The 24,977-nt window shown below is 45.9% G+C and carries 25 protein-coding genes; 11 read left to right on the top strand and 14 right to left on the bottom strand.

Annotated features, from left to right (window positions below; translation table 11 throughout):
- Positions 1-12: 12 nt before the first annotated feature.
- Complete coding sequence (nudF, locus tag JM642_RS03920; protein WP_203432894.1) at positions 13-615, bottom strand: ADP-ribose diphosphatase; 603 nt, start codon at positions 613-615, stop codon at positions 13-15.
- Between the two features lie 241 nt (positions 616-856).
- Between nudF and tolC the strand changes: the two genes are divergently transcribed.
- Complete coding sequence (gene tolC, locus JM642_RS03915) at positions 857-2,164, top strand: outer membrane channel protein TolC (protein WP_037422145.1); 1,308 nt, start codon at positions 857-859, stop codon at positions 2,162-2,164.
- 65 nt (positions 2,165-2,229) lie between these two features.
- On the opposite strand, the gene JM642_RS03910 is transcribed toward tolC, so the two are convergent.
- Genes JM642_RS03910 through JM642_RS03900 form a run of 3 tightly spaced genes read right to left on the bottom strand, consistent with a single transcriptional unit; the run spans position 2,230 to position 4,432 of the window.
- Positions 2,230-2,967 (bottom strand): TIGR04219 family outer membrane beta-barrel protein, encoded by a 738-nt coding sequence (locus JM642_RS03910; protein ID WP_037428021.1) that lies wholly within the window; start codon positions 2,965-2,967, stop codon positions 2,230-2,232.
- Between the two features lie 2 nt (positions 2,968-2,969).
- Positions 2,970-3,938 (bottom strand): DUF2333 family protein, encoded by a 969-nt coding sequence (locus tag JM642_RS03905; protein ID WP_037422138.1) that lies wholly within the window; start codon positions 3,936-3,938, stop codon positions 2,970-2,972.
- Between the two features lie 11 nt (positions 3,939-3,949).
- On the bottom strand, positions 3,950-4,432 hold the full coding sequence (locus JM642_RS03900; protein ID WP_037428023.1) for a copper chaperone PCu(A)C: 483 nt from the start codon (positions 4,430-4,432) through the stop codon (positions 3,950-3,952).
- Positions 4,433-4,466: 34 nt separating this feature from the next.
- On the opposite strand from JM642_RS03900, the gene JM642_RS03895 reads away from it, so the two are divergent.
- Complete coding sequence (locus JM642_RS03895; RefSeq protein WP_203432893.1) at positions 4,467-5,204, top strand: enoyl-CoA hydratase-related protein; 738 nt, start codon at positions 4,467-4,469, stop codon at positions 5,202-5,204.
- 139 nt (positions 5,205-5,343) lie between these two features.
- Here the strand turns inward: JM642_RS03895 and JM642_RS03890 are convergent, their stop codons facing one another.
- From JM642_RS03890 to JM642_RS03870, 5 genes are all read right to left on the bottom strand, one after another.
- On the bottom strand, positions 5,344-5,544 hold the full coding sequence (locus JM642_RS03890) for a PspC domain-containing protein (protein WP_037422129.1): 201 nt from the start codon (positions 5,542-5,544) through the stop codon (positions 5,344-5,346).
- 144 nt (positions 5,545-5,688) lie between these two features.
- Positions 5,689-5,982, bottom strand: coding sequence for a hypothetical protein (locus tag JM642_RS03885; RefSeq protein WP_037422125.1), 294 nt, complete (start codon positions 5,980-5,982; stop codon positions 5,689-5,691).
- A 207-nt stretch (positions 5,983-6,189) separates the two neighbouring features.
- Positions 6,190-7,197, bottom strand: coding sequence for a tRNA dihydrouridine(20/20a) synthase DusA (dusA, locus tag JM642_RS03880; RefSeq protein WP_203432892.1), 1,008 nt, complete (start codon positions 7,195-7,197; stop codon positions 6,190-6,192).
- 229 nt (positions 7,198-7,426) lie between these two features.
- A complete protein-coding gene (locus tag JM642_RS03875) occupies positions 7,427-8,101 on the bottom strand; it encodes a Fe2+-dependent dioxygenase (RefSeq protein WP_055647698.1) in 675 nt (224 codons plus the stop codon).
- Between the two features lie 73 nt (positions 8,102-8,174).
- Entirely contained in the window at positions 8,175-10,367 is a 2,193-nt protein-coding gene (locus tag JM642_RS03870) for a TonB-dependent siderophore receptor (RefSeq protein WP_203432891.1), read from the bottom strand.
- Between the two features lie 547 nt (positions 10,368-10,914).
- Here JM642_RS03870 and JM642_RS03865 point away from each other — a divergent pair.
- Complete coding sequence (locus JM642_RS03865) at positions 10,915-11,379, top strand: chemotaxis protein CheX (protein WP_037422113.1); 465 nt, start codon at positions 10,915-10,917, stop codon at positions 11,377-11,379.
- A 169-nt stretch (positions 11,380-11,548) separates the two neighbouring features.
- Here JM642_RS03865 and alr read toward each other — a convergent pair whose 3' ends face one another.
- Together alr and dnaB are read right to left on the bottom strand one after the other, a co-directional pair.
- On the bottom strand, positions 11,549-12,625 hold the full coding sequence (gene alr / locus JM642_RS03860; RefSeq protein WP_037422110.1) for an alanine racemase: 1,077 nt from the start codon (positions 12,623-12,625) through the stop codon (positions 11,549-11,551).
- 76 nt (positions 12,626-12,701) lie between these two features.
- On the bottom strand, positions 12,702-14,108 hold the full coding sequence (gene dnaB / locus JM642_RS03855; RefSeq protein ID WP_037422109.1) for a replicative DNA helicase: 1,407 nt from the start codon (positions 14,106-14,108) through the stop codon (positions 12,702-12,704).
- 123 nt (positions 14,109-14,231) lie between these two features.
- Between dnaB and JM642_RS03850 the strand changes: the two genes are divergently transcribed.
- From JM642_RS03850 to hydF, 8 genes are all read left to right on the top strand, one after another.
- A complete protein-coding gene (locus JM642_RS03850) occupies positions 14,232-16,430 on the top strand; it encodes a S46 family peptidase (protein ID WP_203432890.1) in 2,199 nt (732 codons plus the stop codon).
- Positions 16,431-17,065: 635 nt separating this feature from the next.
- On the top strand, positions 17,066-18,298 hold the full coding sequence (hydA, locus tag JM642_RS03845) for an iron hydrogenase large subunit HydA (RefSeq protein ID WP_055647694.1): 1,233 nt from the start codon (positions 17,066-17,068) through the stop codon (positions 18,296-18,298).
- A gap of 12 nt (positions 18,299-18,310) precedes the next feature.
- On the top strand, positions 18,311-18,631 hold the full coding sequence (gene hydB / locus JM642_RS03840; RefSeq protein WP_023268564.1) for an iron hydrogenase small subunit HydB: 321 nt from the start codon (positions 18,311-18,313) through the stop codon (positions 18,629-18,631).
- Positions 18,632-18,644: 13 nt separating this feature from the next.
- Complete coding sequence (locus JM642_RS03835; RefSeq protein ID WP_055647693.1) at positions 18,645-19,328, top strand: cytochrome b/b6 domain-containing protein; 684 nt, start codon at positions 18,645-18,647, stop codon at positions 19,326-19,328.
- Positions 19,329-19,397: 69 nt separating this feature from the next.
- Positions 19,398-20,837, top strand: coding sequence for a [FeFe] hydrogenase H-cluster radical SAM maturase HydG (gene hydG / locus JM642_RS03830; protein WP_099457470.1), 1,440 nt, complete (start codon positions 19,398-19,400; stop codon positions 20,835-20,837).
- On the top strand, positions 20,838-21,476 hold the full coding sequence (locus JM642_RS03825) for a hypothetical protein (RefSeq protein WP_203432889.1): 639 nt from the start codon (positions 20,838-20,840) through the stop codon (positions 21,474-21,476).
- Entirely contained in the window at positions 21,476-22,558 is a 1,083-nt protein-coding gene (hydE, locus tag JM642_RS03820) for a [FeFe] hydrogenase H-cluster radical SAM maturase HydE (protein WP_203432887.1), read from the top strand. The genes JM642_RS03825 and hydE overlap by 1 nt, the downstream gene beginning before the upstream one ends.
- Positions 22,542-23,783 (top strand): [FeFe] hydrogenase H-cluster maturation GTPase HydF, encoded by a 1,242-nt coding sequence (gene hydF, locus JM642_RS03815; RefSeq protein ID WP_203432885.1) that lies wholly within the window; start codon positions 22,542-22,544, stop codon positions 23,781-23,783. The genes hydE and hydF overlap by 17 nt, the downstream gene beginning before the upstream one ends.
- A gap of 155 nt (positions 23,784-23,938) precedes the next feature.
- Here hydF and rplI read toward each other — a convergent pair whose 3' ends face one another.
- Genes rplI through priB form a run of 3 tightly spaced genes read right to left on the bottom strand, consistent with a single transcriptional unit; the run spans position 23,939 to position 24,972 of the window.
- The gene (rplI, locus tag JM642_RS03810; RefSeq protein ID WP_037422085.1) at positions 23,939-24,391 is read right to left on the bottom strand and encodes a 50S ribosomal protein L9; all 453 of its coding nucleotides are present in this window, start codon (positions 24,389-24,391) and stop codon (positions 23,939-23,941) included.
- Between the two features lie 36 nt (positions 24,392-24,427).
- Positions 24,428-24,655: a 30S ribosomal protein S18 gene (gene rpsR, locus JM642_RS03805; protein WP_006083042.1), complete on the bottom strand. Its 228-nt coding sequence runs from the start codon at positions 24,653-24,655 to the stop codon at positions 24,428-24,430.
- 11 nt (positions 24,656-24,666) lie between these two features.
- Complete coding sequence (priB, locus tag JM642_RS03800; protein ID WP_069454270.1) at positions 24,667-24,972, bottom strand: primosomal replication protein N; 306 nt, start codon at positions 24,970-24,972, stop codon at positions 24,667-24,669.
- Positions 24,973-24,977: the final 5 nt, after the last annotated feature.

Below are 24,977 nucleotides of genomic sequence, written 5' to 3'. Positions count from 1 at the left end.
ACCTTTTCCAACCTAAACCAGTTGCTTATAGTTTAATTGCAGCCACTGCAATCCAATAACGGTCGATGCATTGTCTATTTCGCCATTAACGACACCGTGATAGGCAACCTCACGGTCTACAACATGCAATCGAATATCTTCGTGTTCGTCAGCTAATCCATGCAAACCTTGAGCTTGTGATGAATCCACCTCAGCCCAATAAAAATAGAAACGTTCAGTACTGCCACCAGGGCTTGCAAGATAACTGCTCACAAAACGGATGTGGCGAGCGGTCAAGCCAGTTTCTTCTAACAATTCGCGGTGCGCTACATCCTCTGGCGTTTCGTCGGGCGCAATCATACCCGCGACTAACTCCATAAGCCAAGGAGATTTAGTTGTTGCTAATGCAGGAAACCTAACTTGCTCAATCAACACAACCTTATCGCACTTAGGGTCATAGGGCAGCACAACGACTGCATGGCCACGTTCAAAGACCTCACGGGTGACTGGCTGACTCCAGCCTCCAGCAAATAGCTTATGTTTGAAGGTAAATTGCTCTAAGGCAAAAAAGCCTTGATATAGCGATTTTTTTTCGAGGATTTCAATATCTGTTTGCGAAAAAACCTGAGGCTTCATATCTTATCCTTAACAGTTAAATTTTCGCCTATTATCAAGGCAATTTGGCTCATTTTTAAATAAAATCTGTTACACTTCGCAGTTGACTTGAACGTGTGGGAGTTTTTAGACTCTACGTCATTAAGTTTTAGCTGTATCGGGAAGCGTCGGGAAGCGCAAACCGCCTTGGTAAAGGCATTACTTAGTCTAAACGAAGTTATATATTTCTCCTTTTGGAGATTTTGTCTAATAAGGACAGCAAATGAAATTTAAGATCCGTTCTCTATGCGTAGCATTAACTCTAGCCGCTTCCGCTCCTGCGGTTCAAGCAGATGATTTACTGCAAATTTATCAACAGGCACTGACAAGTGACCCACTCGTGTTGCAAGCGCAAGCGCAACGTAACGCTTTGTTTGAAAAGATTGAACAAAATCGTGCGCCACTGTTACCGACTATCAGTGCAAACGTGGGTTATGACAAGGCATGGAATGATCCTCGAGATGATAGCAGCGGCCTGACTGGCAACCTAAAGCTCAATCAAGTCATTTATGACCATAGTGCTTGGGTAGGTTTAAGCCTTGCGGAGAAAGCCGCTTCTCAAGCTGACTCAACCTATGCATCGGCACTGCAAAATTTGATCACTCGCGTGACTAAAGCCTACTTTGATGTATTAACGGCCAAAGATAACTACGAGTTCCAAGGTGCAGAAAAACGCGCGATTGAGCGTCAACTTGAGCAAACTAAACAACGTTTTGCCGTTGGTTTAACTGCGATTACTGACGTTCATGAAGCTCAAGCACAATATGACTTAGCCTCAGCCTCTGAAATTTTGGCAGAAAATACCCTTGCCAATAGTTATGAAGCACTGCGCGAAATCACGGGTATCGATCACAAAGCCTTAAACGTACTCGACACTAACCGCTTCTCAGCAGTCACACCAGCACCGAGTTCATCTAGTGATTGGTTAAAAATTGCCGAGACCAATAGCGTCGATCTAATGACTCAACGTATTGGCAAAGATATCGCTCAAGAGACCATTAGCCTCTATAAAGCAGGCCATATGCCATCACTAAGCTTAAATGCTGGTTATAGCAAAGGTTTAGAGCAAAAATTAGGTAATTCGAATGAACCTGATTTTGACAACATGAGCGCAGGCATTAACTTAAGTATTCCGATTTTTGAAGGCTTTAAAGTCTCATCACAAGTCAAAGAAGCGCAGTTCCAATATGTTGAGGCAAGCGAGAAGTTGGAACAAACCTACCGTAGCGTAGTGAAAAACGTTCGTAATAACTACAACAACGTGGGGGCGTCAATCAGCTCTATCCGTGCTTACGAACAGTCTGTAATTTCATCTGAAAGTGCATTAAAGGCTACGCAAGCAGGCTTCGAAGTTGGTACTCGTACTATTGTTGACGTATTGAACCGTACACGCGATCTGTACGACTCAAAACGTAAATTATCAGATGCGCGTTACAGCTACATCAACTCGATTGTTGCACTGAAACAAGCAGCGGGTACATTAAACGAAGATGATGTTATTGCTATTAACAACGGCCTAAAAGCTGAATAAGTTAAGCAATATTGTCCAATAAAAAACCGCCAAGATTGGCGGTTTTTTATTGTCAGAATTACGACTTAGAAGTCAATTTCGACGCCAGCGAAATAGCCATCAAACTTTGAGTCAGCACTAATGCCAGAGAAATTATTCACATCAAAGGCAAACTCACGATAGCCAACGCGCACACGGGTATCCACCGCAACACCATCAAACTGCCAGCCTAAACCGACCGCATAATCGTGTACATTCGACTCATTCACCCCAAGCATTAAATCTGCAAAGCCAAATAAGCCTAAACCCGGCATGCTCACATGGGTACTGGCGTACCCCATAACAATTCCGCTATCTACGTCTTTCTCTTCTGGATGACCTGCATCTTGGACACGCAGAGAGCCATTCATCAACTTATAAGCTGCGCCCAAATCAAAAGATAAAATATCGTTATCCAGCAGTTCGTAATACAACACAAAATCGGTGTTGCTCAGATCGGTATAACTGGTCACATTACCTTTAAAATCATGACCATTAAAGCTGAAATCAGCGTTCGCCAAGCTACCTTTTTGATCAAGACTGTTTTCACGAATTTTCAGATTTGGCACAAAAGGCAGTGGGTGTTCAACGGCAAACCAATAGCTACCCTGCGCTGATGAGCTGTAGTCAAAACCTTGTTGTGGCTGACCTTTATCGGAAAAAGTACCGCTAGTATCGGCGCGCCAATAATCGCCACCTATTTTAAAACCAACCACAGTGGCTGCGTGAGCTGATGTAGCCATTATGCAGCCTAATACTGCACTGGCCAGGAGTATTTTTTTCATAATTAACCTTGAGATAGCAAGTTCGTTAAATCAATCACCGCGGCATTTGCACGGGATACATAGTTAGCCATAACCAATGAATGATTAGCGACTAGACCGAAACCACTGCCATTAAGCACAACAGGGCTCCAAACCGTTTGCTGAGTTGCCTCTAGTTCACGAATGATCTGTTTTAGGCTCACTTCAGCATTTTTCTTTTTCAGCACGTCAGCAAAATCGACTTCAACTGCACGCATAAAATTCAGTAATGCCCATGAGGCGCCACGGCTCTCATAAAACACATCATCAATTTTCCACCAGCTGGTTTTCACCTGATGGCTGGCTAAATTAGGGGTTGATTGACGCGCAGCATTATCCCCCGCTAAATCGGTGTTAAGACGTTCTTGACCTACACTTGCAGATAACCGTTGCGACATACTGCCTAAACGTTTTTGCACTTCTTTGAGCCACTCATTAAGGTTATCTGCGCGGGCATAAAACTGTGCATCTTGATTATTCGGATCCATCATTCGCGCCCGGTACAACTTAAGTAGCTTAATACCATCGCGGTATTCGCTTTCAGCACTCGGCACTAACCAACTGGTATGGTCGATGTTTAACTTAGCCTGCGCTTCACTCAAATCTTTATCAGCGGTAGATTGCGACTGTGAACGGCTAAACTCTTTACGCATAATCAGCGCCAAATCACGCGCTTGCTCTAAAGCGCCATACTCAAAGGCGGGCATGTTATCCATAAAGATTGAGGGTGGCATAACATCATTCGATAGCCAACCACCTTGCTTATCCAGCAGCGTTTCAACGGTCATAATCAAAGAGGTTGTGGTCGCATAACCAACAACATTCTTTTCTGTGGCAGTAAGCTGTTGTGGCGTCAGCGGATCAGGCTCGATACTCCACCAGACACTCACAACATAACCAATTAAAACAACGCATAAACTAACTCCAGTGACCTTCTTCCATGTGATTTGCATCAAGCGACTCCTTAATGATGGTGATGATGCTCGGGTTCAGCAGCATTCTCGGCCTGCTTAGCGACAGGCAATGTAATCGTCATTTTTTCGCCATCGTTAAACTCTAATTGCAGCTTAACTTGCTGATCTAACACTAATGGAGCCTTAAGCCCAATTAGCATGACATGCTCCCCCGATGGCATCAGGGTTAATTTTCCATGGGATGGAATATCAAAGCCTTCAACATGGCGCATTTTTACCATACCTTGCTCTTCAATAATGGTATGCAATTGCGCTTCGTTCGCTACGTCGGTTGTCACGCCAATCAAGCGTACGGCTTTATCGTTGTGATTTTCGAGCGTAAAGTAAGCGGCAGTATTTGGAACGGTATCAGGCATTGCACGTACATGACCTTCAGTCATCACTACGTTGGCGAAAACAGAAAATGAAGCACAGGATAAGGCAACACAATTAAACATCTGTTTGAATATCGGTTTCAATGTCTTAAACTCCATGTCTACCCAATGTCGTCGTAAAGGAAAACAACCCATGAGTCATATACAGGTTCGGGATGATCAGGGCGTTCGTGTTATCAGCTTTAATCGCCCAGATAAACGCAATGCACTTGATCTTAAAATGTATAAACAACTGACAGAATACCTGATCGAAGGTGAAGCAGACAACGACATTCGTGCCTTTATGCTCCATGGTGAAGATAATTGTTTCACCTCGGGCAATGATGTTGCAGACTTTTTGAAAAATAGTGACTTAGGGCCAAACCATCCTGCGGTACGCTTCTTATTTTGTTTATTAGAGCTCAAAAAACCACTGGTCGCTGCCGTTTCTGGTGCGGCTGTTGGTATTGGTACCACTGTGCTACTGCATTGCGATTTAGTTTACGCAGACAATACAGCTAAGTTTCAACTGCCCTTTGTTAATTTAGCCTTGGTCCCTGAAGCGGGCGCGAGTTTACTCCTACCCGAATTAGTGGGTTATCAAAAAGCAGCTGAATTATTGCTGCTCGGAGAAAGTTTTGATGCTGATACCGCCCACAGACTGAACATCATTAACGATGTGATCGCCCAAGAAGAGTTATTGGTTTATGCCTTTAACCAAGCGAAAAAACTAGCCAATCAACCTCCGCAGGCGCTGCAAATTACCCGTCAGTTGATGCGACCACATAAAAACCGTGTGCAACACCAAATGCATCAAGAATTAGAACAATTTAGTGCAAGACTTAAAAGTGATGAAGCAAAAGCCAGATTCCAGGCTTTTCTTAAAAAGTGATACTCACTTAGCAAGTGCTCATTATTGGCATGAGGGTCAATGTGCCCTCTTGTTGATAGCATCTCGCTAACGATTGTGGCCATAAACGTGTATAGGCTGTCCCATTAATGTCCCACAATCTAGAGTACAAAAACTTGGCTTAAATCGGTCTTTTCCATTGTTCTACAAGCAAAGCCAACACAAAATACACCAGTAGACTCACGCCTGGCATAAACAGAATTGCCCCCGCCCATACCACTCGCGTCCAAAAACAGGACCAACCAAATTGCCACGCCATACCTGATGCAACACCACAGACCAAACGTTGTGAATTGTTCATTCGTATTTGCGCTCGTTTCATTTTGAACTCCAAAATTTTATGAGTTACTTATCGCTGACACTATGCCACTGAAACCAGCAGATAATGCCTGAAAACAACGCGAGGCTAATCACTGGTAGCAGTAGCAGAGTCATTAGAGGTGCTACAAACCACATAGGCAGATCCTTACTTATTCGCGCTCAATTCACCTGTGGTTGCCGAATCAGTTTGGGTATCCGCGCTCAGTGTTAGTTGACTATTAAAGTCATAGATACTTTCAGCCAGTTGCGTTTGTAGCGATAACACCAATTCACGCTTTGTATTCACTAACAACTCCTGCGCTTGGGTGCTAAGAGTTTGCTCAATGGCGCTCATAACATCAGATACAGGAGCCGCTTCAGCATGTGCTGTAACACTCGCCATTAATGCACCGAATAACACACTTGCTTGAACTGATTTTTTAACATTTGAAGTAAACATGATGTCGTCCCTTTCGATTGATTAACTTGACATAGGGACTATTACAAAGGGCGTGCCAACTTATCAAATAAGACTTAACACACTAATTTAATTAGATTTAAAAATTTATTTTAAGCTAGAACGAGATAAGCGAGATATTTAGGAAAGGTAAAGTGGTGAAAAATACTACAACGTTTAGTGAATCTCACCACTTTTTAAATCGAATGATTATTGAGCAATTATTTCTGTTTGAATACTCAAATAAGCCTGCTTTACCACCTCTATGCCCGCACCGTTTTTATGGGCGTTTTCGCTTAAATAACGACGCCACGCACGGGCACCAGGCAAACCTTGGAATAAGCCAATCATATGGCGAGTGATATGATTTAGGCGTCCGCCCGCCTGCAAGTGAGCCTCGATATAGGGCACCATCGCCTCAATCACAGCCTCACGGCTAATCACCGTCTTCTGGCTGCCGCAGAGCAGTTGGTCAACCTGCGACAACATATAAGGATTCTGGTAAGCCTCACGTCCAACCATCACACCATCTAAGTGCTGCAAGTGGGTTTGGGCCTGTTCAAGGCTAGTGATGCCACCGTTAATGCTGATATTAAGCATCGGATAATCACGTTTGAGCTGATACACACGTTCGTAGTCTAAGGGCGGGATCTCACGATTCTCTTTCGGGCTTAAGCCTTGCAGCCAAGCCTTACGCGCATGGATAATAAACTCACCACAGCCCTTAGCCATGACAGTATCAATAAAGTGAGTCAAAAACTCATAGCTATCCTGCTCATCGATTCCGATGCGCGTTTTTACCGTCACAGGAATATCAACCACTTGCTTCATGGCATCGACACATTCAGCCACCAGCTCAGGTTCAGCCATCAAACAGGCTCCAAAGCGACCATTTTGCACCCGATCCGAAGGACAGCCCACATTGAGGTTCACTTCATCATAACCGCGCTCGGCGGCAAGTTTGGCGCAGCGAGCAAGTTCAGCAGGATTCGAGCCACCCAACTGCAATGCCAGAGGATGTTCCTCTTGGTTATAGGCAAGATAATCGCCACGGCCATGCAAAATCGCGCCGGTGGTCACCATCTCGGTATACAGTAAGGCATTGGCCGACATTAAACGCGCAAAATAACGGTAATGACGATCCGTCCAATCGAGCATCGGTGCAATGGAAAAGGTGCGGTCGAGCTGTAGACCATCATTAAGATTATTTTTCAACACGTGACTATCGACTCAAGTAATTAAAATTTGCGAATAAGTTGCCACTCAGAGGAGCCAAGAGTCCTAATTTGAGTCGCAGATTGCCAATAAGCCTTAAGCTTAAAAATGGAAAAACAGTAAACGAGTTAACGTTTACTGTTTTATTGCCCCTCAGAGCAAGCGGGATTATACCCTAAACCGCCTGCTTTGTGGAGATAATGCAGGAACAGGAGCCGACTCTGCACCAAAGCTACAACTCGCTCCAACGCCTGAGCAAGTTATGATAAACACCCGTTAGATTAAACAGCTCTTGTTCAGGCGCGGCCTGCAACGTCAAAGATTGAATCGATTGATCGAGTTGAAATAACAAGCGGCGCTGCCCCTCATCGCGCACCATGCTCTGTAGCCACATAAAGGCGGCGGTTCGCTCACCTGATGTGACAGGCGTAACCTGATGTAAACTCGTTGACGGGTATAACACCAAAGATCCCGCCGCCAGCTTAATGCTTTGCTGGCCATAGGTATCTTGGATGACCAGCTCACCACCTTGATAAGTGTCTGGTTCGCTTAAAAATAAGGTGGCAGACAGATCGGTACGCACCATACCGTCACTCGTCGAGCGAATTGCATTATCGATATGATAGCCAAAGGTTTCTCCACCTTGATAACGATTAAACAAGGGCGGATAAAACTGTAATGGAAGTGCTGCCGAGACAAATAAAGGATGAGCTAACAAGCGCTCCATAATCAATTCACCGATGCCAATCGCAACAGGATCGTCTTTATCCAACTGCTGATTGCGCTTACGGGTACTCGCCATCACGCCTGATGTTTGATTGCCATCAATCCAAGTGCGAGCATCGAGCTGCTCCCGTAACTGATTGACTTCTTGTTTTGAAAAAACATGAGGAATTTCAATAAGCATCTTCAAACCTTAAGGAAAGCATAAACATCAAAGGCAGCCCTAGGGCTGCCATTCAAATCGTCATTCACTGATATTAAAAGTGCATATCAGCACTTAACATCACCAAACGTCCAGGCGCCATATTCGCAAAGTGTGCAGTATAAGCCTTATCGTAATAACGCTCATCCGTTAGATTTTGAACGTTCAGGCGTAAGGTCAAGAATTCACTCATTTTATAAGATGAAGTCAAATCAAAACGCCAGTAGGATGGAATCGACAGCGTGTTAGCCGTATTGCCATACACTTTGTCCATATAATAGGCACCCGTGCCGACCGTTAACTGCTCGGTAATATCGTAAGTGGTGAATAAATTAAGGCTATTTTTGGCTGTATTAGGGAAGCGATTACCATTTTGCGCTGCGTTGTAACCATTGCTTTCGAGGGTCGCATCCAAATACGTATAACCACCAAAACCATGCCAATCTTTAGTAAAGTCACCGGAAAAGCCGATTTCAAAGCCTTTGACTTTTTGCTCACCGACGTTTTCCTGCGGTGCATTACGATCGCCAGAGGTCGCAACGCGGGCATTGTTTTTCTCGATTTGGAATACAGAACCATTCAGAGATAAACGCCCCTCCCAAAGATCCCATTTAGTGCCTAACTCGTAGCTTTCGGTGTCTTCTGGTTCTAAATCGGCGTTAGTGCTGCCAAGACGATCTGCCCCATCTCCGTTAGACGTGCCAGGTGGGTTTGAGGAAGTGCCCCACGCAGCGTAGATACTGCCATTTTCTGCGGGCTTATATAGCACCGACAATTGGTAGTTGAAGAAATCAGCATCATTGCTGAATCGAGAGGTTGAGTTCTCAGCACTGGTGTTATAGTCATCCCAGCGGATACCTGCGTTAACCATCCATGCTTCAGTTAACTCAATCGTATTAAAGGCATAGATAGAGCGAGTATCGGTTTCAGTCACTGTCGCATCGGTACCGAGTGTAATCGAACCAACCCAAGGATCGTGGGGATTCGGGTTATCCAGCAACGTACAGTTGTAGTTATCCAGCATTGCCTGATTACAACCCGCGTTGCGACCATTGCCCGTATCGACGGTGTAACTCAAATTGCTAGTACGTTCGTTACTGAGTTCAGTACCGACTGCAAAACGGTTCGTCATTCCTGCGAGTTTTGCTTCACCCGAGAGCTGCAATTGAGTCGCTAGGGTTTTAGTGACCGAATGGCGCGACTTAGTGTTTCGCCAAACATAACCATTAGCCACGTTGCCAGTGGTGTCGTCTGGGTTAGTCACAATATAGTAATTGCTGTTACGGCTATAGATAGACGTCGAAGTGAACTGCATGTCGTTGTTAAAATCATGGCTGATCAACACCGAAGCAGTATCGTCCATCGTATCGCGAAAATCCCGCGATAATAAGCCATAGAAATTGTCGGGATCGACATCGGCAGGTTTGCCTGTCGCCTGATCGTAGGGAATACCATAATCAGGAATATCATGGTTTTCAAAATGATAATATTCAAGGGTCACTTTAGTTGGCGTCGTTAACCCAAAAGTAACTGACGGTGCAACGCCCCAACGATTACCTGTGACCTCATCACGCCCAGGAGTGTCAGCATCGTGAGCCATCATGTTGACACGAACCGCAGCTTCATCGGTAATCACATGGTTAATATCAACATTGGCACGTTTGAGGGCATCAGTCCCCACGGCAACATCGGCGTTAATAAAATCTTCAGCCTGAGCTTTTTTGGTCACAATGTTAATGCTACCGCCAACCGCGCCACGGCCGTTATAGACAGAGCTTGGGCCTTTCAGGACTTCAATTTGTTCAATGTTAAAGGTTTCACGGCTTTGTGAACCCACATTACGCATACCATTGATAAAAGTGGAGGATTGAGCATCGTATCCACGAATAAACGGTCTATCACCGTAGGGGTTTCCCCCTTCGCCAGTACCCAAGGTAATACCAGGCGTCGCTCGTAGCGCATCAGTAAAACTCTGCGCGCCCATATCTTTGATCAGATCTTGATTGATGACTGTTACAGTTTTCGCAGTATTGAGCAGGTCTTCGGTAAATTTACCCGATTGTACTTTGCGGGTGTTATAACCCAAGTACTCACCATTGACCTCAATATGTTCAACTTTTTTATCTGCGACTTGTGCCTGCTCCGCGGCCATAGCAGGGATAGCAGAAACCGCCATCCCTATGGTTAACGAACCTAAAACATGGGCACCAAGCGTGACTCGACCATTGCGACGTTTTGCAAATTTCATTTAAAGCATTCCTGTTGCGGACTAAACCCTGTAACAGATGTCCCCCACCTGTTAATCGCCCGCTAATATATGTAAAATTATTTTTGTGATCAATAATTATTATCATTTACATTATAATTTAATGTAAATCACAGTTTAAGCCGTTTATAGTTGTTAGGCACAGCAAAACGACTGTAGCTACATTGGTAGGGTTAAAGATACGCCTATGATAGAAATGAAAATTTCCTTCAAAAATCTTTCGCATACATTCAAGCTATCGCACTCATAGCCTAACGGCATGCTCATTCGAATCATCAACCTTTCGGTGGAAACGTGCCTTTGGACTCATTGAGGGGACATGCAGAATTTTACCGCTTGTAGCGTGGCTTTTGGTAAAAAGACTTTTACGATAAATAACAAGAAAATCGTGAAATTAACCTCACATTTCCATTTGTGTCATCTAAGCTGATAGAGTGTGATTAAGATTGCTGTGGTCAAGCCACTTTTCGACTACCCTTAATTACGTGGTGACCATAAGGCTTAAGTTCATAAGAGGACACACTGAAGCATGAACGTCAATTTTATTAATCCTTTTTTGCAGTCGCTGCTCAATGTTATTTCGACAATGGCAAGCCTAGAGCTCACGCCAGGTAAACCCCAAATCAAAACTGACAACTTAGCCAAAGGCGATGTATCAGGTTTGATTGGTATGGTTGGGCCACAAACCAAAGGCTCACTTTCAATTACGTTTGAGCAAAAACTGGTACTGCAAATCATGCAAAATATGCTGGGCGAAAACCCCGGCAAAATAAATGAAGAAGTAACCGATCTGGTGGGTGAAATCACTAATATGGTTACGGGGGGCGCAAAAAATCTTTTAGGACAAAAGGGTTACGAATTCGAAATGGCAACACCAATGGTCGTTTCAGGTCAAGGGCATACAATTTCCCATAAAGCCAACGGCACCAAAATTATCATGCCATTTACCAGTTCTTACGGAACTGCATTTATCGAAGTTTGCTTCGAAAATTAATTAAATATCATAAGTTTGTAGGAAAACATTGGATGTTTGGTTGGCTGTAACGGGTACGCTTTGCTCGACTAGAGCGAACCTAATAGCCAAATCAGTAAATCGATTAACTGTATGCTAAATAAAGAAAAACGGCGCATTAGCGCCGTTTTGTCACTCTAATTTGAGCAAACTATGCTAGGCAAACAGCTACTCTTGGAGTCAGTTTAGTCACTAATTCATAGGCGATGGTACCAATGTGTTCGGCCACCTCCTCTACGGGTAAAGCCTGCCCCCAAAGTAGCACATCATCACCGACTTGATCCGCCGCATCTTGGCCTAAATCTACGGTTAACATATCCATAGATACGCGACCAACAATCGGCACTCGGCGACCATTAATCCATACAGGCGTGCCTTCAGGCGCATTCCGCGGATAGCCATCACCATAGCCAATAGCGACAACGCCAAGGCGAGTATCTTGTTTGGCTGTCCAGTAACAACCATAACCTACGGGTTGACCCGCTTTATGATCGCGCACCGCGATCAAACGTGAGACTAAGTTCATTGCGGGGATCAAACCATGGTTCGCACCGCAATCTCCTGTGACAGGAGATACGCCATAGAGCGCAATGCCTGGACGGATCCAATCCCCTTGGCTTTTAGGCCAATAAAGCGCACCCGCCGAGTTGGCTAAGGTTCTAAACCCAGGTAAATCCGCAGTTAACTGGTTAAAGGTTTGCATTTGTACTTGAGTGTAATGATTATCTGGTTCATCGGCACAGGCAAAGTGGGTCATCAAATGAACAGGTTTGGCAACATTTTCGCAAGCTGCCAAACGAGCATAAACCGCAGTGAATTGTTCAGGCGTGACCCCTAAACGATGCATCCCCGAATCGACTTTTAGCCACACGGTGACAGGCTTCGTTAAGTTTGCCTGTTCTAACATCTCGATTTGCGATTCGTGGTGCACCACAGTATCGATATCGTGCTCCACCAACAAAGGTAAGTCGGTGCTGCGAAAAAAGCCCTCCAGCAATAATAAACGCGCCTTAATACCACCTTCGCGCAGTTCTAATGCCTCTTCCAAACGGGCTAAGCCGAAGCCATCGGCAGTATGTAAACAATGAGCGACATTTAATAATCCATGACCATAACCATTGGCTTTCACCACCGCCATCACTTGGCTGCTGCTCGCCTGTTGGCGTAAAACGGCGAGGTTGTTTTGCAGTGCAGTACTGCTAATTTCTGCTCGAGGAAAAGGTTTCAAAATTTGCCTTGTCTATTTGGAAAAGTCTGGAAATAAAAAGAATACATAAGCTTTGCTTATCTTCTAACACCGGGAATTAATCTTCTTCAAACTGAGGACCTGCATAGTTATCAAAACGGGAAAACTGGCCTTGGAAGGTCAAGCGCACACGTCCAATGGGACCGTTACGCTGTTTACCGATAATGATTTCCGCCGTGCCCTTATCGGGAGAGTCGTTGTTATACACCTCATCACGGTAAATAAACATGATGAGATCCGCATCCTGCTCAATAGAACCTGATTCACGTAAGTCCGAGTTCACAGGGCGTTTATCGGCACGTTGTTCGAGCGAGCGGTTAAGCTGGGAAAGTGCGATAACGGGGATTTCTAATTCTTTAGCTAATGCCTTAAGAGAACGAGAGATTTCAGCAATTTCAAGGGTACGATTGTCCGATAATGCCGGCACTTGCATCAGCTGCAAGTAGTCGACCATGATCATCGATAATCCGCCATGCTCGCGGGCAATACGACGGGCACGGCTGCGCACTTCGGTCGGCGTTAAGCCTGAACCATCATCGATATACATCTTACCTTGCTCAAGCATAATGCCCATGGTCGAGGATACCCGCGCCCAATCCTCATCATCGAGTTGTCCGGTACGGATTTTGGTTTGATCAACGCGCCCTAAAGAGGCCAACATACGCATCATGATCTGTTCTGAGGGCATCTCGAGGCTGAAAATAAGCACGGGCTTGTCTTCATTCATCGCCGCCTGTTCGCACAGGTTCATCGCAAAGGTCGTTTTCCCCATCGACGGACGCGCCGCCACGATGATCAAGTCGCCGGATTGAAAGCCTGCTGTCATTTTATCGAGATCAGTAAAGCCACTCGATACCCCTGTCACACCGTTGTGTGGGTTGTTGTAGAGCTGCTCAATCTTATCAACGGTTTTTTCCAGAATGGTTTTGATGCCTTCAGGGCCTTCGTTAGCATTGGTGCGCTGCTCAGCAATTTTAAAGACTTTGCTCTCAGCTAAATCGAGTAGAGCGCTGGAATCGCGGCCTTCAGGGTTATAACCCGCATCGGCAATCTCATGGGCAACGCGGATCATCTCGCGTACGACTGCGCGCTCACGGACAATTTCAGCATAGGAAACAATGTTGCCCGCACTCGGGGTGTTTTTGGCAATCTCGCCCAAGTAGGCAAAGCCGCCCGCTTCTTCAAGTTGGTTTTCAAGCTCAAGCTGTTCAGAAACCGTAATTAAGTCGATAGGTTGGCCTGTTTCGACTAAACGGTGCATGGCGGCGAAAATCATCCGGTGCGAGCGAGAATAAAAATCCTCCTTCACTACGGTTTCAGCCACTTTATCCCAAGCGTCGGCGTCTAACATGAGGCCGCCTAATACCGATTGTTCAGCCTCAATTGAATGCGGCGGTAGCTTGAGGCTATCGACCTGCAAATCCCTTGGCTTACTCTTAGGCTTAAAAGCACCTTGTTGTGACATTAACACTCCCGATTTCCAACAACTTAACAAAATATGATATAAAACCCCGTCAAGCAAACAGGTGGTTTACACTGGCCTGTTATCTCACCCAACGGATACTCAAACTAAAAATAAGGAAAGAACATGCGTATTGCATTGGTTGCAGCCTTAGTACTGACCTCTGGCATTGCAACAGCCGATGAAGGGCAATGGCAACCTTATCAAATGCCTTCTATTGCAGACAAACTCAGCGCGCGTGGAATCGATATTCCCGCAGATAAGCTGGCCGATCTCACCAGTTATCCAATGAACGCCGTTGTCGGGCTGGGCTATTGTACCGCCAGTTTTGTCTCGCCCCAAGGGCTAGTTGTGACAAACCATCATTGTGCCTACAAGGCGATACAATATAACACTAAGAAAGAGCATAACTATCTCGAACAAGGCTTTTTAGCCAGCTCAATGGATAAAGAACCGTCGGCCGGTCCCAATGAGCGTTTATACATCACCGAAGCCGTGACCAATGTCACCGCTGAGGTAACTAAAGACTTAAGCCAAGATCCACTCAAACGCTACGAAGAGATTGAGAATCACAGTAAAGCCTTAATCAAAAGCTGTGAAGCCGATGATAACTACCGCTGTAACGTTCGCAGCTTCCACAATGGCTTGGAATATTACCTCATCAAGCAATTGATGATCCGCGATGTGCGCCTAGTGTATGCACCACCTGAAAGTGTTGGTGGTTACGGTGGTGATATTGATAACTACGAGTATCCACGCCACTCGGGTGATTTTGCCTTCCTACGGGCTTATGTGGGTAAAGACGGAAAACCTGCGGCTTTCAGCGAAGATAACATTCCTTATACGCCCAAAAGCTATTTAAAAGTGAACGCCGATGGCGTGAAAGCTGGCGATGGCGTTTTTGTGGCAGGCTATCCTGGCACGACCAACCGTTACAATCTCACTAGCGAGCTTAAATTTGCCAGTGATTGGTTGTATCCAACTCAGGCAAAACGCTATCAATTACAGATTGATACTATCGAAGCCATGGGTCAGGAAGATGCCGACATCGCGATTAAATATGCGGGCAATATGGCGTCTATGGCGAACCGGATGAAAAAGCTCAACGGTCTGCTGGCGGGCTTTAAAGCCACGGATATCGTCGGCATTAAGCAGCAACGTGAAGATGACTTTCTGGCTTGGTTAAAGAAAAACCCTAGCCTTAATCAAAATCTTATCAGCGAACTAGAAGTGTTACTGGCGGAGCAGCAACTGCAAACCCAAACCAATTATTACTTCACCAACGCCCAATCGAGCACACTGCTCACTGCGGCCAACAACCTCTACCGCTTAGCGAAAGAAAAGCAAAAGAGCGATGCCGAGCGTGAAATCGGTTACCAAGAGCGCGACTTAGCCATGTTCAGCTCGCGCTTAAAACGTATCGACTCTAGTTTTGATGTCAAAGTCGATAAAACCCTCTGGTTACAAGATTTAAATGCTTATTTATCGCAGCCAAACCGTGTTGCGGCCTTAGACAATATGCTGAATTTAGACGATAAAAACGTCAGTTTAGCTGCTAAACTCGATGGTTTATATTCGCTGACCACTCTGACAGACCAAGCGCAACGTTTGGCCTGGATGGACGCCGATGCCAAGGCCTTCGAAACCAGCAGCGATCCGTTTATCCGCCTTGCTGTCGCGCTGTATGACACCAATATGGCCCAGGAAAAAGCAGAAAAAATCCTTGCAGGTAAATTATCTACCGCTCGCCCAGCCTACATGGCAGCCGTTATCGACTACTACAAAGCCAACAATTGGCCAGTGTATCCCGATGCTAACGGTACGCTACGCATCAGCTACGGTATGGTCGATGGTTATCAATCCCGCGATGCGCTGTACAAACAGCCATTTACACGTCTTGATGGGATAGTAGCTAAGCACACTGGCGTTGAGCCCTATAACGCACCGAAAAAACTGCTCGATGCAATCCATGAGCAGCGTTTTGGCGATCACTTAGTGAAATCTGTCTATCAAGATCCCCGTGGCTGGATTTGCCGTCTGTTCTCTTGCTTAGACAAGCCAGAAGAATTTAACTCTGTGCCGGTTAACTTCCTGTCGAGCGTGGATACCACTGGCGGTAACTCGGGCTCGCCCGTCTTTAACGGCAAAGGCGAACTCGTCGGCCTGAACTTCGATTCCACCTATGAAGCCATTACTAAAGATTGGTTCTTCAACCCCACCATCACCCGCGCCGTACACGTGGATATTCGATATATCCTGTGGATGATGGATGAAGTCGACCATGCCGATAATTTAATTAAGGAACTCGATTTAGTGAGAAATTAATATAAAATTAATATTCAGAATTAATTGATAATAAAATTAGCTGATATTAATCCAATTAATTTAATCCACATAAATTAAGCATCTTTAAAAACCGTCCAAGAAATATTCCTTGGACGGTTTTTATTTTATGTAATTTATCAATTTGTGATCTACCGCATTATCAATTCACCAAAAACTCAATCAAAGCGTCTTAATTAGTATTATTTAAAGCAAGACTACACATGGACAATTTGTCCAACCTAAAAATAAAATCCAGTGATAAAAGCCACATTAACCAACAAATTTCAATCTAAGCCTTTAAAACATCACAAATAGTGGTAGGCAAACACAAAAAGAAAAATAACACACTGTATTTAAATAAAAAATATAAAAATCACCACTATAAAACTAACCAAGATTGTTATTTTTATTTCTCAAAAAAACTCAAAAAACGCAAATAAAACTATTAAAAACACCTGTTTTATCAAAAACCATAAAACTTGATCACCATCATGTTTTTCATAGGTTCAATTTCCTATCATCCAACCGCCTAAAATTTCACAAATTAAATGTAACCGTCAACATAAGCACTTAACAAACACATTAAATAACACTGAAAATATAATTCAGGTTGAAAATGAGGAACGCAAAATTCTATGACAGCGACAACTTATCAACCAGGAGAAATCCAAGGGCTGATCAAGATTAATGCATCCAAATGCAAAGGATGTGATGCTTGCAAACAGTTCTGCCCAACCCACGCCATTAATGGTGCCTCGGGTGCAGCGCACTCTATCGATGAAGATAAATGTTTAAGTTGCGGACAGTGTTTAATCAACTGCCCCTTTAGCGCCATTGAAGAAACCCACAGCGCCCTTGAAACCGTGATTAAAAAACTCGCCGATAAGAATACCACCGTCGTTGGCATTATCGCCCCTGCGGTACGGGTGGCGATTGGTGAAGAATTTGGCTTAGGCACGGGCGAACTGGTGACAGGTAAACTCTATGGCGCCATGAATCAGGCGGGCTTTAAGATTTTTGATTGTAACTTTGCCGCCGATCTCACCATTATGGAAGAAGGCAGTGAGTTTATTCATCGCCTCCATGCCAATGTGAAAGGTGAAGAAAATGCAGGTGCATTGCCGCAGTTCACCTCCTGCTGCCCGGGCTGGGTACGCTACCTCGAAACCCGCTACCCTGCACTTTTACCCAACCTGTCAACCGCCAAATCGCCCCAGCAAATGGCCGGAACGGTTGCCAAAACTTACGGCGCCAAGGTGTATCAAATGCAGCCGGAGAATATTTTCACCGTCTCTGTGATGCCTTGTACCTCGAAAAAACTCGAAGCCTCACGCCCCGAATTTAACTCTGCTTGGCAATATCATCAGGAACACGGGGCTAACACGCCTTCGTACCAAGATATTGATGCCGTGCTCACCACAAGGGAAATGGCACAGTTACTCAAACTGCTTGATATCAATCTCGCTAATACCGCGGAATATCAAGGTGATAGTTTGTTCTCGGAATACACCGGCGCGGGCACTATTTTTGGAACAACCGGCGGGGTGATGGAAGCGGCACTGCGTACCGCCCATAAAGTGCTGACTGGCGCTGAAATGGCTAAGTTGGAATTTGAACCCGTACGTGGACTAAAAGGGGTGAAATCGGCCTCAGTCAGCCTGTTTGATACCCAGCTTAAACAAAATGTGACCGTCAATGTCGCCGTAGTGCATGACATGGGCAACAACATCGAACCCGTGCTGCGCGATGTGATGGCAGGCACCTCTCCCTACCACTTTATTGAGGTGATGAACTGCGCAGGTGGTTGCGTTAACGGTGGAGGTCAACCTATTGAGGGTAAAGGCTCTTCTTGGTTAGGTAACATTTAACGGGAAACAAAAATGAACAAGAAAAAACACCTATTTGCCGAGGACAGTTTCTTTCTGTCACGCCGTAAATTTATGGCCGTTGGCGCCGCGTTTGTGGCTGCACTCGCGATCCCTATCGGCTGGTTTACCAGCAAGCTTGAGCGCCGGAATGAATACATTAAGGCCAGAAGCCAAGGGTTATATAAGGACGATAGCCTAGCGAAAAAACGTGTCAGCCACGCCAACCCAGCGGTTGAAAAGTACTACAAAGAGTTCGGTGGCGAGCCATTAGGACATATGTCCCACGAGCTGCTACACACCCACTTTGTCGATCGCACTAAATTAAGCTCTTGATTGGAGATGAGAAATGCATCAAGAACATGATATGAGACCCATTTTAAAACATCCGCTAAACGTCAGGATCTTCCACTACATCCTGCTGCTCAGCTTTTTGCCATTAGCCGCGACAGGTTTGTTATTGTTTTTTAAACCGCTTTCCCAAGAAGGTATGCAGCTAACCTATGATGTGCACATTATTGCAGGGATTGTTATGGCCCTCGATGCCGTGGCATTTACCATCATGGCATTCGATCGAGTGGTACTGTTTATCGCCCGTGTGTTTAGTTTCTCAGGGCGCGATGTGAAATGGTTTATGGTGTTAGGCGGCTACCCACAGAAATTCTTACTGGGTAAAAAAGTGCCTATTCCACCGATGAACAAATACAACTCAGGCCAAAAACTCTTTGGTGCCTGCGTACTGATTGGCGGCACAGTGCTTATCCTCTCAGGTCTAGTGCTATGGCTTATCCCCCACGCTGCGCCGCGGGATATAGTGTGGTTTTTAGGTCAGGCTCATTTAGTGTCAGGCTTAGTGTTAACCGCCTTTTTACCCGTGCATCTTTTCCTCGCGGTGTACCGCTTTGATGATTTCAAGGCCATGATGCTCCACGGTAATGTGCCTTACCATGATGCCGCTGAGTACACCCCTCTGTGGGTTAAAAATGAAATTGCCCCCGTCGCCACTAACGGTGAACAACTGACAAGCAAATAGCTAAGTCTCCAGCGGCAGTTGCTCACAACTGCCGCATTTTCGCATTCATACTCAAGGGCATAGATAACCATGAGCACACACGAGCATCATTCCATTACCGTCACTGACTATAATCCCAACGTCAGCTTTATCGACGATAAAGCGATTTGGCAGACCATTGAAGACGCCAGTAATCCAAGTCGCGAGCAAGTCCTCGCCATTCTCGACAAGGCGCGCCAGTGTGAAGGCTTAAGCATTAGCGAGACCGCCATTTTGCTGCAAAACCAAGATAAGGCCTTGGATGAAGCACTCTTTACCGTCGCCCGTGAGATTAAGAACACCATTTACGGCAATCGGATTGTGATGTTTGCGCCGCTGTATGTATCCAACCATTGCGCCAACAGTTGTAGTTATTGTGGCTTTAACGCCGATAACCATGAGCTCAAACGTAAAACCTTAAAACAGGATGAGATCCGCCAAGAGGTTACGATCCTTGAAGAAATGGGTCACAAACGGATCCTTGCCGTTTATGGCGAGCATCCACGCAATAATGTGCAGGCCATTGTTGAAAGTATTCAAACCATGTACAGCGTTAAGCAGGGCAAGGGCGGAGAAATTCGTCGTATCAACGTCAACTGCGCGCCAATGAGTGTGGAGGACTTTAAGCAACTTAAAACTGCGGCGATAGGCACTTATCAATGCTTTCAAGAAACCTATCATCAAGACACCTACAGCCAAGTCCATCTTAAAGGTAAAAAAACCGACTTTTTATACCGCCTCTACGCCATGCACAGGGCGATGGAAGCAGGAATTGACGATGTCGGTATCGGTGCGCTCTTTGGCCTGTATGATCATAGATTTGAGCTGCTCGCCATGCTCACCCATGTTCAGCAGCTCGAAAAAGATTGTGGCGTTGGCCCACATACCATCTCCTTTCCGCGGATTGAACCTGCCCATGGTTCGGCTATCAGTGAAAAACCGCCCTATGAGGTCGATGATGACTGCTTTAAGCGCATTGTTGCCATCACTCGCCTTGCCGTGCCTTATACCGGGCTGATTATGAGCACGCGGGAAAGTGCGGCGCTGCGCAAAGAACTGTTAGAACTCGGGGTTTCACAAATCAGCGCAGGCTCGCGTACCGCACCGGGTGGCTATCAAGACAGCAAACAAAATCAACATGATGCCGAGCAATTCAGCCTTGGTGATCAACGAGAGATGGACGATATTATTTATGAGCTAGTGACTGATTCAGATGCTATTCCCTCTTTCTGCACGGGTTGTTACCGCAAAGGACGAACTGGCGATCACTTTATGGGATTAGCCAAACAGCAGTTTATTGGCAAATTCTGCCAGCCCAATGCCTTGATCACCTTTAAGGAATATTTGAACGATTACGCCAGTGAAAAGACTCGCGAGGCCGGTAACGCCCTGATAGAGCGAGAACTGGCTAAAATGAGCCCGTCACGGGCGCGCAATGTGCGCGGCTGCTTGCAAAAAACCGATGCGGGTGAACGGGATATCTATCTATAAATGGCATCTTATCTATTCTCAGATCTCGGCGTGCAGTTGCATTTCGGCCTTAACACTAGCGCCTTACTCAATGCGATAGAACGCGCTGATGAAATCGTGCTACACGCGGCCATTTACAGTAATTTTGCCGATAATGCCGTAGGGCAGTTGTTATTGCAGCGGCTACAAAACGCCAGCTTAAAGCAACTCACCCTGATTAAGCTTGAGCCCACTCGTCTATGGCGGGATGAGTTTGCCACCATCCTAAGGCCCGAGATGCCGCTGCAAGAGGTTGAGCAGCTGTATGATATTTCCCGCCACTGGTGCGCCGAGCTTAAAACGCAGTATCCTGAGACAGTCAATTTAGTTTCAACCCAAGCGCTACCACTGCAACCTATATTGCTGATTGGCGATAGACTCTTTGTCGGCCACTACGCCCACAGTAATTGCACCTCGGCTCAAGGACTTTGGTTGGAGTTTGACATCCTTGCTTTAGGTCTTGCGCCAAACAGCTTAATCGATTGGTTTGATACAGGCATCCCCAGTGAGCAAAACTCAGCGGTAGAAGTAGCCCTAGGCCGTTATGTTGATGAATGCCGCCGCGCAGTGGGCGATCTTTGGTATCAGAGCTTGATTGAGCTAGATAAAGGGCGTAACTAATGATCACTCGCCCTAGCCAGCCAGTGCCAGTGACTCAGTCAACGTCCGTTAAACCGACGTTGCTTAAGTCCACAGCGTTTTCCTATGCCGAAATCCTTTCGCTACTTCAGGGGCAAGACGATGAATGGTTATTTAGTCGCGCCCAGCTCGCCACTGAATTGCAATTTAATCAACAGGTGTATTTACGCGGCATTGTCGAGTTTTCGAATCACTGTCGTAACCACTGCCATTACTGTGGTTTACGAAGCGAAAATCGGCAGGTAACACGCTATCGACTCTCGAACGAAGAAATCCTTAACGCAGTGGATAGCATTGCCGAGCTGGGACTAGGTACTGTGGTGCTGCAATCGGGGGATGACTTTAACTACAGCGGCAATCGTATTAGTGCCCTTATTACTGAAATTAAACGTCACCACAATCTAGCAATCACTCTGTCACTGGGTGATCGCAAACATCAAGAGCTGGAAAAATGGCGCGAGGCGGGCGCAGATCGCTATTTGCTCAAGATGGAAACCTTTGACCGCGCCCTCTTTGCTCGGTGTCGCCCTAAAGCCAATTTTGACGAGCGCATTGCAAGGCTCAATTATCTTAAGTCTCTGGGATATCAAACTGGCTCAGGGATTATTGTCGATTTACCGGGAATGACTGATGCGATTTTAGCGTGTGATATTCAGCATTTATCGGAGTTGCAGCTCGATATGCTGGCCTGCGGCCCCTTTATTGCCCATCACCAAACACCGTTTTCGACTTCCCCCAATGGCAGCGCCCTTAAGAGTCATAGGGTTAGCGCTATTTTGCGACTGATGAATCCGGGGGCGAATATTCCTGCCACCAGTTCCCTCGACGCCCTCGAAAAAGGCGCAAGGGAACTGGCACTCAAACGCGGATGTAATGTGCTTATGCCCTCCTTCACCCCAGCACAAGTCAGTGGCGATTACAGCATCTATCCAGGAAAAAACCAGCAACAAAACCCAGCAGCAGAGCGACTTAACCAAGTCTGCCAGCAAATTCAACGCCACGGGCTAATCCCCTCCTTTAGCCGTGGTGATTCAAAAAGGACCCAATATGTGTCAAGGCATTAATCCACAAGAGCATAGCCAAACCCAATCGGCACCAAGAGGAATGCGCTACCATATCGCCTTGGTCGGTCGGCGTAATTCGGGGAAATCCTCCCTACTTAATATGATCGCAGGGCAACAAATCTCGATAGTATCCGATATTAAAGGCACAACCACAGATGCCGTGGCCAAGGCCTATGAGTTACAACCCTTAGGGCCGGTGACCTTTTACGATACCGCTGGCATAGACGATGAAGGGACATTAGGAATGATGCGAGTGAGCGCCACTCGCAGAGTGTTGTTTCGCTCCGATATGGCACTCTTAGTCGTTGATGAGCACGGGCTGTGCCCTTCAGACATGGCATTAATTGACGAAATACAGCAATTAGAAATACCAATACTTGTGGTATTCAATAAGGCCGATATCTGCCTCCCCAAAGCTGAGGATATTGCCTTTTGCCAGACTCAATCCTTACCGTTTATTGTGGTGTCAGCCGCAACAGGTCTTGCGGGTAAACAGCTTAAGCAGTTGATGGTCGAATTAGCACCTGCGGAGTATAAGCAGGAGCCGCTCCTAGCGGGCGATCTCTACCAAGCGGGGGATGTCATTCTCTGTGTCGTCCCTATTGATATGGCCGCACCTAAGGGACGATTGATCCTGCCACAGGTGCAGATACTGCGTGAGGCGCTTGATCACAGCGCCATCGCAATGGTCGTCAAAGAAACAGAACTAACGCAGGCATTATCAGTGGTTACGCCTAAGCTGGTGATTTCTGATGCTCAAGCGATTAAGCAAGTCGCCGCCACAGTGCCAGACGCAGTCCCTCTCACCACCTTCTCAACCTTATTTGCCCGATTTAAAGGCGATTTAGCCGTTCTCGCTGCGGGAGCTGATGCTTTAGATAAATTGCAAGATGGTAATAAAGTGCTCATCGCCGAAGCCTGTAGTCACAATGTGCAGGAGGACGATATTGGCCGAGTTAAACTTCCCCGCTGGATAAATAGCTACACTGGCAAACAACTCCAGTTTGTAGTTACATCTGGGCACGACTTTCCCGATGATTTAGAACAATATGCCCTCGTCATCCACTGCGGCGCTTGTATGTTTAACCGCAATGAAATGCTCCGTCGCATCCGTGAATGTCAACGGCGGCAGGTGCCCATCACTAACTATGGTGTAGCAATTTCTAAATTGCAGGGCGTGCTACCGCGAGTGCTTGCGCCTTTTAACCGCAATCCTCAGCAATAGCGTATGTGTTTTAGCGTCTGGCTTGGCTGCACTCAAGTGGCTACGCCTGATTAGCGTTAATACGTGACAAACAGCCACTCACACAGCAATGCTAAATCGCGCCCATAAAAAAACACCGCCTAAGCGGTGTTTTTTTAGTTTAAAGCAGTATGTAATTAAGCTTCTGCAACGATAGAAACTTTAACAACAGCTTTAACTTCAGTGTGTAACTGAACTTCAACTTCGAAGTCGCCAGTAGTACGCAGAGCGCCTAATGGTAAACGAACTTCTGATTTAGCCAGTTCAACGCCAGCAGCAGTTACTGCATCAGCGATGTCACGGTTGCCAACTGAACCAAACAGTTTGCCTTCATCACCCGCTTTAGAAGCAATAACAACAGCTTCCAGAGCAGCGATTTTCTCAGCACGTTGGTTAGCAGCAGCCAGATCAGCAGCGATTTTAGCTTCTAATTCAGCGCGACGAGCTTCAAATACTTTAACGTTGCTTTCGTTAGCAACAACAGCTTTACCTTGTGGCAGCAGGTAGTTACGAGCGTAACCAGCTTTAACTGCAACTTGGTCACCCAGGTTACCCAGGTTAGCGATTTTATCAAGCAGAATAACGTTCATTATCAAATCCTCTATATTCGATTAGGAATACTGCAATTACTGATGTAAATCAGTGTATGGCAGTAGAGAAAGATAACGAGCACGCTTGATAGCGCGAGCTAGTTGACGCTGATATTTAGCACTAGTACCAGTGATACGGCTTGGAACGATTTTGCCGCTTTCAGTGATGTAGTTCTTTAAAGTAACGATATCTTTGTAATCAATTTCTGCAACACCTTCAGCGGTGAAACGGCAGAACTTGCGACGACGGAAATAACGTGCCATTTGACAGTCTCCTAAGTTTTCAATTCGACATTTTCGGCATGGATGACTAAGCGATTTTGGCCATTTCGCCCCTGTTGAAGCGTCATAAAACCTTGTACTTGTACTTCCATACCTGCTTTCAGATTATCTGCCACGCTTTCAAAACGTGGTCCACTCAATATCACTTGTATTTGAACGTAGACATTGCGGAGCATATCTGCTTCATAACGCTGCGATTTGTGTTCTAGCATGATCACACTATGTGCAATGCCTGCTGGGCTTTTAAAGCGTCTGGAACGGGTTATGGTTCCTGACAACACCAAGTTATTGGTGGTCACAGAAA

Origin of the sequence: Shewanella sp. LZH-2 (assembly GCF_016859145.1) — a bacterium.
GTDB lineage: Bacteria > Pseudomonadota > Gammaproteobacteria > Enterobacterales > Shewanellaceae > Shewanella > Shewanella xiamenensis.
This window is presented reverse-complemented; position numbering and strand designations above follow the sequence as displayed.

Bases quoted from the DNA above. Each gene is read 5' to 3' on its own strand.
- nudF (WP_203432894.1), bottom strand. From the start codon at position 615: ATGAAGCCTCAGGTTTTTTCGCAAACAGATATTGAAATCCTCGAAAAA.
- tolC (WP_037422145.1), top strand. From the start codon at position 857: ATGAAATTTAAGATCCGTTCTCTATGCGTAGCATTAACTCTAGCCGCT.
- JM642_RS03910 (WP_037428021.1), bottom strand. From the start codon at position 2,967: ATGAAAAAAATACTCCTGGCCAGTGCAGTATTAGGCTGCATAATGGCT.
- JM642_RS03905 (WP_037422138.1), bottom strand. From the start codon at position 3,938: ATGCAAATCACATGGAAGAAGGTCACTGGAGTTAGTTTATGCGTTGTT.
- JM642_RS03900 (WP_037428023.1), bottom strand. From the start codon at position 4,432: ATGGAGTTTAAGACATTGAAACCGATATTCAAACAGATGTTTAATTGT.
- JM642_RS03895 (WP_203432893.1), top strand. From the start codon at position 4,467: ATGAGTCATATACAGGTTCGGGATGATCAGGGCGTTCGTGTTATCAGC.
- JM642_RS03890 (WP_037422129.1), bottom strand. From the start codon at position 5,544: ATGAAACGAGCGCAAATACGAATGAACAATTCACAACGTTTGGTCTGT.
- JM642_RS03885 (WP_037422125.1), bottom strand. From the start codon at position 5,982: ATGTTTACTTCAAATGTTAAAAAATCAGTTCAAGCAAGTGTGTTATTC.
- JM642_RS03875 (WP_055647698.1), bottom strand. From the start codon at position 8,101: ATGCTTATTGAAATTCCTCATGTTTTTTCAAAACAAGAAGTCAATCAG.
- JM642_RS03870 (WP_203432891.1), bottom strand. From the start codon at position 10,367: ATGAAATTTGCAAAACGTCGCAATGGTCGAGTCACGCTTGGTGCCCAT.
- JM642_RS03865 (WP_037422113.1), top strand. From the start codon at position 10,915: ATGAACGTCAATTTTATTAATCCTTTTTTGCAGTCGCTGCTCAATGTT.
- dnaB (WP_037422109.1), bottom strand. From the start codon at position 14,108: ATGTCACAACAAGGTGCTTTTAAGCCTAAGAGTAAGCCAAGGGATTTG.
- JM642_RS03850 (WP_203432890.1), top strand. From the start codon at position 14,232: ATGCGTATTGCATTGGTTGCAGCCTTAGTACTGACCTCTGGCATTGCA.
- hydA (WP_055647694.1), top strand. From the start codon at position 17,066: ATGACAGCGACAACTTATCAACCAGGAGAAATCCAAGGGCTGATCAAG.
- hydB (WP_023268564.1), top strand. From the start codon at position 18,311: ATGAACAAGAAAAAACACCTATTTGCCGAGGACAGTTTCTTTCTGTCA.
- JM642_RS03835 (WP_055647693.1), top strand. From the start codon at position 18,645: ATGCATCAAGAACATGATATGAGACCCATTTTAAAACATCCGCTAAAC.
- hydG (WP_099457470.1), top strand. From the start codon at position 19,398: ATGAGCACACACGAGCATCATTCCATTACCGTCACTGACTATAATCCC.
- JM642_RS03825 (WP_203432889.1), top strand. From the start codon at position 20,838: ATGGCATCTTATCTATTCTCAGATCTCGGCGTGCAGTTGCATTTCGGC.
- hydE (WP_203432887.1), top strand. From the start codon at position 21,476: ATGATCACTCGCCCTAGCCAGCCAGTGCCAGTGACTCAGTCAACGTCC.
- hydF (WP_203432885.1), top strand. From the start codon at position 22,542: ATGTGTCAAGGCATTAATCCACAAGAGCATAGCCAAACCCAATCGGCA.
- rplI (WP_037422085.1), bottom strand. From the start codon at position 24,391: ATGAACGTTATTCTGCTTGATAAAATCGCTAACCTGGGTAACCTGGGT.
- rpsR (WP_006083042.1), bottom strand. From the start codon at position 24,655: ATGGCACGTTATTTCCGTCGTCGCAAGTTCTGCCGTTTCACCGCTGAA.